Here is a 13,471-nt window from a genome sequence, read left to right as displayed (position 1 = left end):
CGCAGGGAAGTTCAATAAAATCAAGTATTCTTTCTTCTGGTTTTAATAAATTGTTTTTATCATCTAGTTTTTCGCTTATCTTTAACCAATTCAAGGGACTTGAGCAGATTATCATCCATAAATAGGGGGAGTTTACCGTCCCATCTTTCGATCGCTTTGTTCTGTAAAACTTCTGGACTTAAGGAATCTTGGAGAATGCGATGAGCTTCCGCCTCTCCTTTAGCCAGATTGATTTTCACTTCCGATTCTTTCAGAGCTTTCAGCACCATAAAACCGGCTTTTTTGGCTTCCTGTTCGGCAATTTGTTTGGCTTCCACCGCCTCGGTAAAGCGATCGGAAAAGTTGACATGAACCAAAGAAATATCATCGACACCGATATGATAATTTTTCAGTCTTTCGCTCAAACGAATATCTACTTCCCCTTTCACCTCCTCCCGTTTAGTAATTAATTCTTCGGCGGTATATTTAGCCATAACTTCCTTGAGAATTTCCTCCACTGCTGGATCGATCACTCGTTCGATGACAGCCGCTTCATCGCCAATTTGTTGAAAAATAGTATTAACTTCTGATGCTAAAATATGCCAATTCAGGGCTACATCTGTAAATACTTCCTGTAGGTCTTTGGAGGAAGCTTCGGCCGCTATCTGTTGTTTTTGGATTCTCACACTTAGTTTTTTTACCGTGTTAACAACGGGAATAATCCCGTGAATACCCTCATTAAGTATTTTCTCCTGTACTTGACCAAAAACCATTAAAACCCCTCTTTCTCCCGCATTGACAATCACGAAAGGATTAAAAATAATCGCCAAAATTAATAACAAAAAAAAGAGATTACTTGGTCTAGCTAAAAGGCGAATTTTGAGCATTTTAATTGGTAATAGAGATAGTTTATGGGATGGGATTACAAATCAGGTAATTCTTGATAATTTTATCTATAAAATAAAAGTAAACTTGTCCTGTATTTTTTCGATAAAGTCAGATTTAGTCTCGTTATTTCTCTCCCTTCTGGCTGGCAAAATATCGGGAAATACTGGTCTATTTATAGTTATTATAGTCGTCAATTAAATGTTTTAGAAATTATGAATTAAAACGATTATCTCGTTAGTTTTAGTCAGAAAGTTGGACAAAAAAGCATTTATTTATCCAAGAAAGGAATCGGGGTTATCCAGAAGCAATTATAACAAAATTTCCTTTGGTCTAAATGGTACATTCTCATTCCACCAGTCTAGCTGGTACTTTCTTTTGTAAGTAGGTAGGTGTTAAAAATTGTCAGATGCCCCCCTTATTAAGGGGGGATTAAGGGGGGATCGGCACCCCCTGATCAAGGGGGGATTAAGGGGATTAGAACTACTTACTTAGCAATTACCCTAACACAATCCAGTTTCGGTATAAAAGATATTTTGTATAAAGGATATCTCAATAAATTGACTCGCAGAAGATGGCTATGATAGGAAAATACAGTAAACAGATAAGCCCACTGTACCCATTCCATCCCCTAATGAGGTAATTTAATCACCCTTTTTCCTCGATCGCACAAATCGAGGAATTTCCCCTTTATTTTCCTCCCCGATCGCCTATGTCTGACCGTTACCGTTTCGAGACGCTGCAAGTACACGCCGGCCAAGAACCTGCCCCCGGAACTAAGGCCCGCGCCGTTCCCATCTATCAAACCACCTCCTACGTTTTCAACGATGCCGACCACGGGGCCCGACTGTTTGCCCTAGAAGAGTTCGGTAACATCTACACCAGGATCATGAACCCGACCACCGATGTCTTCGAGAAGCGGATCGCCGCTTTAGAAGGGGGTGCGGCGGCCCTGGCCACCTCTAGCGGTCAGGCGGCGCAATACTAGCGATCGCTAATATTGCCGGTGCGGGGGATAATATCGTTTCCACTAGCTACCTCTACGGCGGAACCTATAATCAGTTCAAAGTCTCCCTACCGCGTTTAGGAATAAATGTCAAGTTCGTCGATGGCGATGAGGCCGAGGCTTTTCGAGCGGCGATCGATGATCGCACTAAAGCCTTATACGTCGAGACGATCGGCAATCCCCGATTTAATATTCCCGATTTTGCCGCCCTGGCCCATATCGCCCACGAGAACGGCATTCCCCTGATCGTCGATAATACCTTCGGCTGCGGCGGCTATCTCTGTCGCCCGATCGAACAGGGGGCCGATATCGTGGTGCAATCGGCCACCAAATGGATCGGCGGTCACGGCACTTCCATCGGCGGAGTAATCGTCGATTCGGGTAAATTCGACTGGGGAAACGGCAAATTTCCCCAGTTTACCGAACCCGCGCCGGGTTATCACGGGTTGAATTTCTATGAGGTATTCGGACCGTCGGGCCCTTTGGGCAATATCGCCTTTATTATCCGGGCCCGGGTGGAAGGATTGCGGGATTTCGGGCCGGCCTTGAGTCCGTTTAACGCATTTTTACTGCTACAGGGATTGGAAACCCTCTCCCTACGGGTCGATCGTCATGTATCCAATGCGTTGGCCTTGGCGAACTGGTTAAAAGAACAGCCGCAGGTGCAATGGGTGGACTATCCCGGATTACCGGAACATCCTTACCACGAACGGGCGAAGAAGTACCTAAAACACGGCTTCGGCGGGGTTTTAGCCTTCGGGATTCGGGGCGGTTTCGAGGCCGGGCGGAATTTTATCAACCGGGTGAAACTGGCCAGCCATCTCGCCAACGTGGGCGACGCAAAAACCCTCGTTATCCATCCCGCCTCGACGACTCACCAGCAGTTAAACGAGGAAGAACAGCGATCGGCGGGAGTAAAGCCCGAATTAATCCGCGTTTCCGTGGGTTTGGAACATATTGACGATATTATCGAGGATTTCCAGCAAACTTTCCAGAGTTTATAACCAACCACCCTGCCCATGGATCGCCTAGACTTGATCTCCCCGGAAACCCGTTTCTATTCCCCACCGCGTCCTTTTGTTCTCGAATCGGGGGCGGTTCTCGAAAGGGTGCGGATCGCCTATCGAACCTGGGGAATTTTGAATAACAAGCGGGATAACGGGGTTATTGTCTGTCATGCCTTCACGGGATCGGCCGACGTGGAAGCTTGGTGGGAACCTTTGTTAGGAACGGGACGCGTTCTCGATCCGACCCGCGATTTTATTGTCTGTAGCAATATTCTCGGCAGTTGCTACGGGACAACCGGCCCCACTTCGATCAATCCCCGTACCGGTAAACCCTACGGCCCGACTTTCCCAGAGATCACCATTCGGGATCTGGTTCACCTACAACGGCTGTTGGTGGACGCATTGGGGATCGAGTCTTTGCGGTTGGTGATCGGGGGTTCCTTGGGAGGGATGCAGGTTTTGGAGTGGGCGCTACTGTACCCAGAGAGGACGCGATCGATCGCTGTGATTGCGGCTTCGGGACGACATTCGGCCTGGTGTATCGCGCTGGGAGAGGCTCAAAGGGGAGCGATCTATGCCGATCCCCATTGGCAAGGGGGAAATTATGCGCTCGATCGCCCTCCGTCCCGGGGTTTATCGGCAGCCCAGATGATGGCGATGACTACCTACCGATCGCACGCCAGTTTTGAGGAACGTTTCGGCCGCGAGTACGGGGAGGGGGGAGAGTTCACGATCGCCCGCTATTTAGAATATCAGGGGAAAAAGTTAGTCGAACGTTTTGATGCCAATGCTTATATCACCTTAAGTAGGGCGATGGATCGTCATGATGTCACCCGGACGGGAAGGAGTTACGAATCGGTTTTACAGTCGATTCAACAACCGACGGCGATCGTGGCGATCGATTCGGATCTTCTTTATCCTCCCGTAGAACAAGAGGAATTGGCGAAATATATCCCCAATTCTGAATTATTTTGGTTGCGATCGCCGCACGGTCACGACGCATTTTTAATGGATGGTGATATGGATGCGTTGAATGATCTTCTCGTCACTTTCGGGAATGGATGAGCAACGGGAAATAGTCGCGGGTTGGGGATGGTGGGGTAGAGAGCGCTTGCGGTACTATGGTCTATAGCCGGATAGAGAGCGCACGCATCTATGCAAAAAATTGTCATTAAAAATTTCGGAGCGATCGAGTACGCTGAAATCGAGATTAGAAAAGTTCTGGTTTTAATCGGTGAACAGGCAAGCGGCAAGAGTACGATCGCTAAATTAATTTATTTTTTTAAATCATTAAAAGAAAATCTAAAATCTGAAAGTTTTTTATTCGCCCAAGAAAAAATACCGAAATATACAGATATTGACACTTATTTTAGAGAATTTATAAAAATAAAGTTTTATAATTTTTTTGGTTCTACGCTCAATTTTTTGAATTTTGAGGTTAGATTTTATTATAGTTTTCAAAAAAATAGATATATACAATTGAATCTTGATTTAAATAAAAATTTATGCTTAATATTTAGCGAAAATTTTTTAGATGAACAGTTCAAAAACGGTTTTGCAGATTATATTAATTTGTCCAAAAAAAATATTGATAACTCCGAAAAACCATATATCAAAATAGATAATTTGACCCAGTATAGTTTATCCTATCAATATCTATCAAAGTTATTGAATAATTTATTTGAAAACGAGCAAGAAGATTTACTATTTATAATTGCTGGAAGAAATGCAACGGTAACTTATTCTGACTTATTTGAGAAATATTTATTTGCAAGTATTGAAATTGATTTAAAAGAAAATAGTAAAAAATATTTTGCTAACAAACTGCAAATGATAGATGAATTTTTAATGCTACAATTTATAGAAAAAGTGGAACTTATTAAACAAGTTTTTAGAAAATTTTCTGGCTTTGATGGATTAATTAACTATCAGGCAAATAAAAAAGGAATTGAGTATTTAAGAGTGATAAAAAATAAAATAGATTTAATATTAAAAGGTGAATACTTAATTGGCAATTCTGAAGAAAAGATTATATTTAACAAAAACGAGCGATATTCTATTGATCTTCGTAATGCTTCATCTGGTCAGCAGGAATGTATTAGAATTTTACAGGACATCTTTTTAAATATTATTTATGATTCGATAATTTTGAGAATTATAGAGGAACCAGAAGCGCATTTATTTCCAGTTGCACAGAAGCATTTAATTGAATTATTAGCGATAATGGTTAATCGGAATGAAGATAATCAATTAATTATCACTACCCACAGTCCTTATATTTTATCAGTTTTTAATAATTTACTATTCGCCAAAAGAGTTGTTGAAAAAAATCCATCGGCACAGTCTGAAGTGTCGGAAATAATACCAGAAGATTACTGGTTGAATGCGGCTGAATTTTCCGCGTACTCTCTAGGAAATCAATCTTTAGATGAGGAGGCTAATTATTGTGAATCTATTTTTGATAGTAACACGGGATTGATCGCTCAGAATTATCTAGATACCGTATCCGAAATGATGGGAGGTGAATTTAACGCTCTATATAATATTCACGCTAGAACCTTCAAAAGAAAATGACAGAGTTTGACGAAATCAAAAGCTATCTATCCCAAAAAATAGACAAACTCGATCAATTTATACAAATCGAGGAGAGACATGAGTTTCTAATTATCGACTACAATGGTCAGTCTTTTATCATTATCGATATTCCCGTGAATTCGACTTGTACTATTAACTTGAACGATGAGGACATTTTAATTAACGATTTCGACGACACTAAAACATTCAAGGTTAGCGATAATACAATAATTGGCTTTATCCCTATTGATGGCAGAAAAGGTCTTTTAGGATTTGGAACTTCCCATTGTGATTGTGTATTTTTCGATAAAAGTGATTTCTGCTTTGTCGAATTCAAATTCAATGCAAACAGCCTCAAAAAAGTTACTAAAAATCGTTGTCAAGCGATCAATCAATTAAGCAACACGATCAGTTATTTCGACGCAAGGCTGGACAAAAACTATCTAGACTTGAATCTAGAGGCGTATGTCTGTACACCCGAATTTTATCCTAGAGATGATGCGACTTGGAAATCTCTAGCGATCGAGTTTCTAGAAAACTATGGAATCGAACTTTTCGAGAGTAATCATAAAATCTGTAAATAATAGCGCATCGGCTTTATATTTTCTGTTGTTTATTGCGACGATTTTTGGTCACGAGATCGGGAAAATGGCTTAAATCCTCGATCGAATGCGGTGCGGGATAAATTTCTCCCGGTTCGGACGTCACCCGATCAAGATAAATTTGAAAGGCCCTCTCGTCCTCTCTATGTTCGAGAATATAGGCTCGCAATTCTTCGCGACTCATCGATTCAAACTCGCGTTTTATCATACATACGTCCAATCGCCATTTTTTAAAATAATAATTTCTTGCTCTTCCCCAGCGAGAAAAAAGATATTGGCTCTCCCAGCTTTGGTGGGTAAAATGTATTCTAACATACATTTCTCAAGAGCGAGGGGGTGGAACGAACCACAAAGACACAAAGGACACAAAGATCGATCGATCATAATGTCAATTAAACTTATCACACAGAACCTAGAAGAGCCAGATATTTCCCGTTCTCTCGTCAATCCGAACAATATTAACGGGCAAATACATCTTCGTTGCCCAATAACTTAAAATAAAACAGGTTAGCTGTTGCGCGGCAGTAGGAATGGGCTTGTACTCCTCCAGTGTTTCGTTATCCAGTGTAGCGCAGGACCGACGGGGCGATCAAACGCTTGCCCGTTTATATCTGATAATCCATCACGAAAACCACCTTACCACCCCGTGCGTTGGCACTTAAGGCCGCCGTCATCTTCTTGGGATAGGGTAGATTGAGATTATTCATCAACTCCACAAAGTCCTCGCGATTGCGGCCGGCGAAACGGGGATTCCAGCGCTTTTCCTCACCGATCGAGGAGACCGTTCTTCCCAGATAATCGTGACAGGGGTAAACTAGCGTATCGTCCGGGAGAGTGAATAACTTCTCCGTTACCGTCTTGTATAGCACCTCCGGCGAACCGTTCTGAAAATCGGTACGACCGCAACCGCGAATTAAGAGTGCATCCCCCGTTAATAGGCGTTTTTCATCGATGAGATAGGCTATATGACTATCGGTGTGGCCCGGAGTAGCGATCGCTTTTAGCTGCTGACCTGCCACGATCCAGATGTCGCCATCGCGCACATAACCATCGATATCGCTCACTTCCGCGTTTTCGGGAACGAGGATCGAACAGTTGGTTAACTCGCGTAATCGGTGCGCTCCGGTGATATGGTCGGCGTGGACATGGGTTTCCATGGTTTGGCGTAGAGTTAACCCCAACTGCCAAAGAATCTGCCGATCACGATCGACCTGTTCGAGGACCGGATCGATTAAAATCGCCTCCCCCGTAGCCGAATCAGCGATCAGATAGGTGTAGGTACTCGATTCCCTATCAAAAAGCTGACGGAAAATCGGCGCCGCCGGCCGGAATGCGATCGAGTAGGCCGTGGGGAGAGAAATTCTCTCTTTCAGCGATCGCAACAAATCCCGGGCCAGTTCGGCCGCCTGTAAACGCAGTTCGGGAATGGCGGTGGTTTCCCAGAGATCGCCTTTGCGGGGATTTCCCAAGGTGTACAGCGTGTTCGACGCCGTACCGTCTGGCCTGAGAATCGCCCCGTTGTCCGCAGTTTCGATACCACAATTCAAAGGATGGGGACGGATTAACCCCCGTTGGCGAAGATGAACGACGAGGGGATCGGTTATGGTCCTGTAATCGTTACTCGCGCCGGTACAGTTAATGATTCGATCGACGGTTAGGTTTAAGAGGTTTCCCGTCCCCCGTTGACGGATAGTAACCTCTACACAGCCGTTTTTAACCTCAGCAGTTTCAATTCTTCCCCCATGATAGGTTAATTGTCCCGATTCTACAGCCTCGTCGAGGATACTGGCGATCTCGTCGGCGAGGCGATGGCGAAGAACCTCCCAATAGGCTTTCAGGTGGCGTAGAAATCTGGCGCGTTCCCCTATCGGCAGACAATGCCATAGACCTTGAGATATCGGACGTAAGGCGTTTAAAACGGCCCGCCAGTCGTGACCTTGACTCTCGGCGGTTTTTACCTCGGCGCGAATTCGCCCTAGGAGTCCCCGGGTGGTCTGGGGCGCGGTTTCGAGGGTGAGGAACGGGGGATAGGGATCGGTGGGTCGGTGCGATCGAGGGATCAGGCCATGACGGGAAACTGCGTGGATTTTGCCCGTGAATCCCCTTTGTGCCAGGGAAACCACCATATCCACCATCGTTAACCCCGTACCGACGAGCAGAATCGTCCCATCGGGTTTTAGCTCGGGGAGTGTGTCCGTCTCCCAAGCGTCGCGGAGATAGAGGGAATTTGAGAGACGCGAGGGGTTGGGGAACCGTTGCGGGAAAATTGCCCAGCGCCAGAACTACTTTAGCGGCGCTGATTTTCTTGCCTCCTTTGAGGGTAATCGTTGCCTTTTCCCCGTCGAGTACCAGATCGATCGCCGCATCGGTAAATGTCTCCAGACGGTGATCGGCAATGGCGTTGTTCCGCGCTTCTTCTAGGATCGATCGGATGTATTTGCAGTACACTAGACGCGGTACGAAGCTGGCCGGATCGATCGATCGATAGCCGTTATCCGCTAACCAGTGGAGGAAATGTTCGGGATCGTCCTCGAAGGCGCTCATTTTGCCCGCAGGAATATTGAGCAGGTGGCCGCTGTCTCGCGTTCCGTAGGCGATCCCCGTACCGAGGGGTTTTCGGCACTCGATCAGGGCGATCGATAATGGAGTCCCTGTGTCGCGTAACAGGTTCGCCGTCACGAGGGAACCACTAAATCCTCCCCCGATAATGGCGATGTCGAAAGTTGCAGAAAATTGATTCCGGTCAATGTAGCTCATAGATAACTTTTAAAGAGGATTTAGTATTAGTTAGTGTAGCTGAAAGATAATTTTTTAGGCATTCTTGGTTAATAGGTTAAAAATAAACGATAGAATTGGCTGTCAACTAATATATAAATCCCTAGAAAAATATAGATAAAAGGACTAATTTTATGTCCGTAGTTTGTAACCACTTTAGCTATCCTGGGATGGGTAATCAAAAAATAGGCTAGGACGCACCAAATCCCCATCATGAGATAAAAAATTATCATAATAATTAAGACGTGCATCGGGGAATTATTGGCAAAAAGAGAGGTATAGATACCAATATTATCACCGCCATTAGCCACGGTCACGGCAGCGATGTAATAGGTTTGGGAGGGAAAACGAGGAACAAAGGAGCGATTTTTAGAATAATTAACATCTTCTCTTACTTCTTGAATATAATCCTCATTTTCCCTTGACAAAAGTTGTTTAATGCCGATAATTAGAGGGATAAATCCTAATAGACCAATCCATTCTTTAGAAACCAGTAACCCAAATAGTAAACCGAGGGAACTAGCTAGGAGAATCAGGGTAAAACCGAGGTATTGACCAATAATCAGGTGTCGAGGTCGAAAATTAGCATTAAGTCGCGAGAAAAACAACATTAGCACCATCAGATCATCAAGATTTGTGGCTACAAAACTCGTCATGCTAGTAATTAAAAGGGCTACTAACCAATTCATAGATTGAAAAAAGAGATAATCCTTCCCATTCTAAATCTCGTAGTGCCAGATTTCCTCCTCTCGTAAAAGAAGACGATGGACGGGAAGACGTTCCACGGCCCCCTGTTGTTCAAGATGATTAAGTGCGCGGGTAATTGTGACTCTAGTAGTTCCTAATAAGTCAGCGATATCCTGATGAGTTAGACGCACATCAATTAATTGTCCAGTACCGGTTTGTTTACCAAATTGATTGCCTAACCATGACAGTAATTTCAAGACCATAACATCAGTACGTTTGTAGCTACGAATAATACTTAGTTCTTGTGCTTGCTGAAGATGAGACAGCAGAATTTCTGCCATTTGATAACTCTCAACTGTGGAAAAGGAAACTGCTTGTACAGGAGTGATGCACTCAACTTGATAGGGATTGACTCTCTCTAGGGTTTTGCCAACAAAATTGCCAGGTCCCCACAATCCCAAGACGATCAGGGTTCCATCTTCTAACCAGGTGGAGGTTTTCACGACTCCACTCTCGATTTTCCAGAAATTAGGGTTTCTAAGGGGCAAAATCGCCCGATTATCAAAGTGCCAGCGATGGGGGGTTGATGGTTGATAGGTAAGCGTCATGATTGGTAAGTAGTCGTGCAAAATTAATTTTGTAGTCGAGACTCCGAGACAGGAGACTCCGAGACAGGAGACGGGAGACAGCTATTAGGGATCGGATTTGATAATTTTGGGGTAAAAACGATAATTACCCCAAAAAAGACCGATTTTATGCCCTTGCAAGCCCTATTTATTTCGGGGTGCTAGTCTTCTCCAGTTCCGTGGTGGCCGAGGAGATCAGTTCTTGCCAAGCTCGATCGCTTTCTTGTAGAGTTTGTTTAACCGCGTCGATGGTCTTTTCTACGCGAGTTTTCAGGAAAGGGGAAGCATTGTCTTTGAGTCGTTCGGTGTCGTCGGCTAAGATATCGATCGTCTCGGAGGTATTAACGAGGCTATTTTCTAGGGTAATAAGGTTGTTTTGCAGGGTTTCACTGAGTTTAGCCCCGGATTTGGTCAATTTTTTCGTCAATTTACTCACTTTTTCCCCTAGATCGTCAATATTATCCGCTAAGTCCTCTAGGTTGTCCTGTTGAGCTTCGATAATCTTCTTGTCGAGAGAAGGAGCGGCTAGTTGAGCCTTTAGGTCATCGATAGCCGATTTTGCCGCTTGGATGGCTTTTTCATAGGCAATTTGGGCATCTTCGAGAATTTTTGGGCTAGAAACCTCATTTTTTTTCTTGACTGGTTCCACCACAGTGCCACCCGTTGCTGTTGCACGGTCGATGACGGCCAACGGTTCGGGGAGTAGCGGCAAGGCGATCGCATTTCCCCTTCCCCCTAGGAGCAAAGTGACAGTTAAGAGGAAAATCAGCAGCTGGAAAACTTGATTTTTGAGGCTTTTAAAGCTCTTATTTCGGTTGATCATAGTTGGATTTTCTCCTGTTTAGAAAAATTAGTTACTCTATCTAAATGCTATCATACAAAATACTTGTATGTTGTTTATATACAGAAAATTTTATAAAAAATTTATTATATTTTTTAAACGATAAATTTTAGATAAAATATAAACTTTTTGAGCCAAAAGCCATTACAGAAAAGCTTTTGCTCTTTTAATAAAAAATTAATTTTTATCGCTTTTTTTATTAATGAGATGCTGAACTATCCGATGAGTCTATTTCTTGATTAATCGGAGATATTTTCTTACGACCTTTAATATATTTGGCTAAGGGTTGTTTTTTCTTCAGTCGTTTAATGCCACTGAGGGTGGAGAGAGTGAAAAAAGTTCCCACCAGAACCATCTGCCATAAACCGCAACCAGAAGCCGCGCCTAATCCTGCCGCTAACCAGATAGTCGCCGCCGAAGTCAAGCCTTTCACTTGTACCTTATTTAGTTCCCGATGGGATTGTTGTAGGATGATTCCCGCCCCTAAAAAACCGACACCAGAAGCGACCCCTTGAATAGTACGACTGAGAGCATTAGAAGACGCATAACCCACATCTCCTTCCGCTTGTAGGGGAATCATCACGAACATGGCAGCCCCGAGACTAACGATGATAAAAGTTCTCAATCCAGCCGGACGACCGCCTCGCTGTCGGTTATAACCAATCAGACAGCCGACGGCCATAGCCATACTGAGCCGAAAAATAATCGTTTGCCAATCTTCCGAGTCAAAAAACATTGTTTAACCCATCAAATGAGATAAAAACTTCGCCTAACTAATCAAGGCCTTTTCCAGATGCCGCTTTAAATCGTTCCTATTCTCGATCCCAATCGATAATCGTAGTCAAGCTGGTGTTATGGGTGGAAGTGAGATCAATGGGAACCGTTACCGCCCCATGGCTAGAGTCTGGTTCTTGCCCCCCATGAATCGCCCTCGTTGCAAATTCCATCAATTTATTGTCCTATTAGTCGATATCTTCGAGGTCTTTAAACAGGGCCGTGCTGAGGTAACGTTCCCCAAAACTAGGCTGAATCATGACGATTAATTTATCTTCGTTTTCGGGTCTTTTGCCCACCTGAATCGCCGCCCATAAAGCAGCCCCAGCCGAAATGCCCGATAGTAGTCCCTCCTGACGAGCTAACCGTCGCGCGTAGGCGAAAGCGTCCGTATCATCGACGATAATCACCTCATCGATTAATTCCGGTCGGAAAATTGCCGGGATAAAACCAGCCCCGATGCCTTGGATTTTGTGCGGTCCGGGTGGTCCTCCCGATAAGACGGGACTATTAGAGGGTTCAACTGCGATCGCTTGAAATTGGGGACGACGGGGTTTAATGGTTTCGGCAATACCAGTAATGGTTCCCCCGGTTCCCACGCCACCAATAACGATATCTACCAGGCCATCGGTATCGGCCCAGATTTCCTCGGCGGTGGTTTCTCGGTGAATTTTCGGGTTGGCCGGGTTGCGGAACTGTTGCAAACTATAGGCGTTGGGGGTATTTTCGACTATTTCCTCGGCCCGGGCGATCGCTCCTTTCATGCCTTGGCTACCCGGGGTTAATTCTAATTGCGCCCCGTAAGCTTTTAACATTGCCCGTCGTTCTAAACTCATGGTTTCGGGCATAGTCAGGACTAAGCGATAGCCTTTGGCCGCCGCCACCATGGCCAGGGCGATGCCGGTATTGCCGGAAGTGGGTTCCACCAGAATTGTTTTATCGGGGTGAATTAGTCCGGCGGCTTCCGCGTCCTCCACCATACTGACACCGATGCGATCCTTAACCGAGGCGGCGGGGTTCATACTTTCCAGTTTGACGACGATGCGGGCTTTTACTCCCTCTGCCACTGGGATTCGATTCAGTTGAACTAGGGGTGTCCGTCCCACCAATTGGGTGATGTCTCTTGCGATCGGCATAATCCCACTTGCTTTATACTTGTTGGCTATTTTTGATTATATATGTATTTAAGATGTTTTACAATACTTTTTAAGTCGGAGTACACTGCAAAATGCTGGTGTTGGCACCTCTGATCACAACGTCGGCGGGGATTATCCCTGTCGATTTTTTTGCCTTGCCACTTTTTTTGTATATCGAAGCACAATCGGTAAAATCATCTTGGTAAATTTCTCTTAATTTAGTTAATTATTATTAGTATATAAAAGCACATTTCTTTAAATAACTTAAAGGAATTATTAGAGAGATGAAAAGAGCAATACTTTTTCTTAGTATAGGGTTACACATGGCCAATTCAAGTCTGAATTGCATCACTGTCTGATCTACCTTTATAGAATACCTCATTCGGGGTACGATAGTCAAGACATTTTCGAGGACGATTGTTAATCAAGTTTACGGCTCTTTCCACCTCCTCTGGCTTAACGATTTTAAAATTCGTTCCCTTGGGGAAAAATTGTCTTAACAGTCCATTGGTATGCTCGTTTAATCCCCTCTCCCACGAATGATAAGGAGTAGCAAAATAAAAATCTGCTCCTAGTTTC

The 13,471-nt window shown here is 44.3% G+C and carries 18 protein-coding genes; 5 read left to right on the top strand and 13 right to left on the bottom strand.

What is annotated here, in order from left to right; genetic code table 11:
• Nucleotides 1-59: 59 nt before the first annotated feature.
• Complete coding sequence (locus H6G40_RS16100; RefSeq protein WP_002731512.1) at nt 60-866, bottom strand: prohibitin family protein; 807 nt, start codon at nt 864-866, stop codon at nt 60-62.
• 710 nt (nt 867-1,576) lie between these two features.
• On the opposite strand from H6G40_RS16100, the gene H6G40_RS24275 reads away from it, so the two are divergent.
• From H6G40_RS24275 to H6G40_RS16080, 5 genes are all read left to right on the top strand, one after another.
• Nucleotides 1,577-1,852: a PLP-dependent transferase gene (locus H6G40_RS24275; RefSeq protein WP_002734749.1), complete on the top strand. Its 276-nt coding sequence runs from the start codon at nt 1,577-1,579 to the stop codon at nt 1,850-1,852.
• Nucleotides 1,846-2,874 (top strand): O-acetylhomoserine aminocarboxypropyltransferase/cysteine synthase family protein, encoded by a 1,029-nt coding sequence (locus H6G40_RS16095; RefSeq protein WP_311195537.1) that lies wholly within the window; start codon nt 1,846-1,848, stop codon nt 2,872-2,874. Before H6G40_RS24275 ends, H6G40_RS16095 begins: the two co-directional genes overlap by 7 nt.
• 15 nt (nt 2,875-2,889) lie before the next feature.
• On the top strand, nt 2,890-3,942 hold the full coding sequence (gene metX / locus H6G40_RS16090; protein WP_190537964.1) for a homoserine O-acetyltransferase MetX: 1,053 nt from the start codon (nt 2,890-2,892) through the stop codon (nt 3,940-3,942).
• A 90-nt stretch (nt 3,943-4,032) separates the two neighbouring features.
• On the top strand, nt 4,033-5,451 hold the full coding sequence (locus tag H6G40_RS16085) for an AAA family ATPase (RefSeq protein WP_190537962.1): 1,419 nt from the start codon (nt 4,033-4,035) through the stop codon (nt 5,449-5,451).
• The gene (locus H6G40_RS16080) at nt 5,448-6,035 is read left to right on the top strand and encodes a hypothetical protein (RefSeq protein ID WP_069473845.1); all 588 of its coding nucleotides are present in this window, start codon (nt 5,448-5,450) and stop codon (nt 6,033-6,035) included. Before H6G40_RS16085 ends, H6G40_RS16080 begins: the two co-directional genes overlap by 4 nt.
• Before the next feature lie 13 nt (nt 6,036-6,048).
• On the opposite strand, the gene H6G40_RS16075 is transcribed toward H6G40_RS16080, so the two are convergent.
• From H6G40_RS16075 to H6G40_RS16040, 12 genes are all read right to left on the bottom strand, one after another.
• The gene (locus tag H6G40_RS16075; RefSeq protein ID WP_069473846.1) at nt 6,049-6,261 is read right to left on the bottom strand and encodes a DUF6887 family protein; all 213 of its coding nucleotides are present in this window, start codon (nt 6,259-6,261) and stop codon (nt 6,049-6,051) included.
• The gene (locus H6G40_RS24270) at nt 6,258-6,368 is read right to left on the bottom strand and encodes a DUF6888 family protein (protein ID WP_439951569.1); all 111 of its coding nucleotides are present in this window, start codon (nt 6,366-6,368) and stop codon (nt 6,258-6,260) included. Before H6G40_RS24270 ends, H6G40_RS16075 begins: the two co-directional genes overlap by 4 nt.
• 97 nt (nt 6,369-6,465) lie before the next feature.
• Nucleotides 6,466-6,552: a DUF6888 family protein gene (locus H6G40_RS24195; protein WP_422613704.1), complete on the bottom strand. Its 87-nt coding sequence runs from the start codon at nt 6,550-6,552 to the stop codon at nt 6,466-6,468.
• 106 nt (nt 6,553-6,658) lie between these two features.
• The gene (locus H6G40_RS22905) at nt 6,659-7,366 is read right to left on the bottom strand and encodes an MBL fold metallo-hydrolase (protein ID WP_218106850.1); all 708 of its coding nucleotides are present in this window, start codon (nt 7,364-7,366) and stop codon (nt 6,659-6,661) included.
• Nucleotides 7,367-7,781: 415 nt separating this feature from the next.
• On the bottom strand, nt 7,782-8,810 hold the full coding sequence (locus H6G40_RS22900; protein ID WP_242028775.1) for an FAD/NAD(P)-binding protein: 1,029 nt from the start codon (nt 8,808-8,810) through the stop codon (nt 7,782-7,784).
• Nucleotides 8,811-8,878: 68 nt separating this feature from the next.
• The gene (locus H6G40_RS16065) at nt 8,879-9,517 is read right to left on the bottom strand and encodes a cadmium resistance transporter (RefSeq protein ID WP_042790239.1); all 639 of its coding nucleotides are present in this window, start codon (nt 9,515-9,517) and stop codon (nt 8,879-8,881) included.
• 30 nt (nt 9,518-9,547) lie between these two features.
• Complete coding sequence (locus tag H6G40_RS16060; protein WP_002731893.1) at nt 9,548-10,123, bottom strand: Crp/Fnr family transcriptional regulator; 576 nt, start codon at nt 10,121-10,123, stop codon at nt 9,548-9,550.
• A gap of 166 nt (nt 10,124-10,289) precedes the next feature.
• Entirely contained in the window at nt 10,290-10,964 is a 675-nt protein-coding gene (locus tag H6G40_RS16055; protein ID WP_002734527.1) for a hypothetical protein, read from the bottom strand.
• A gap of 217 nt (nt 10,965-11,181) precedes the next feature.
• Complete coding sequence (locus H6G40_RS16050) at nt 11,182-11,718, bottom strand: MgtC/SapB family protein (protein WP_002733201.1); 537 nt, start codon at nt 11,716-11,718, stop codon at nt 11,182-11,184.
• A 76-nt stretch (nt 11,719-11,794) separates the two neighbouring features.
• Nucleotides 11,795-11,929: a hypothetical protein gene (locus tag H6G40_RS23745; protein WP_002732955.1), complete on the bottom strand. Its 135-nt coding sequence runs from the start codon at nt 11,927-11,929 to the stop codon at nt 11,795-11,797.
• A 15-nt stretch (nt 11,930-11,944) separates the two neighbouring features.
• The gene (cysK, locus tag H6G40_RS16045; RefSeq protein ID WP_002733085.1) at nt 11,945-12,892 is read right to left on the bottom strand and encodes a cysteine synthase A; all 948 of its coding nucleotides are present in this window, start codon (nt 12,890-12,892) and stop codon (nt 11,945-11,947) included.
• 332 nt (nt 12,893-13,224) lie between these two features.
• The coding region (locus H6G40_RS16040; protein WP_190537171.1) for an IS30 family transposase at nt 13,225-13,471 on the bottom strand (247 nt) is incomplete at its 5' end.

Origin of the sequence: Microcystis viridis FACHB-1342 (assembly GCF_014698335.1) — a bacterium.
Lineage (GTDB): Bacteria > Cyanobacteriota > Cyanobacteriia > Cyanobacteriales > Microcystaceae > Microcystis > Microcystis ichthyoblabe_A.
Note: the sequence above shows the minus strand (reverse complement) of the source record. Positions and strands in the feature narration are given on the sequence as shown.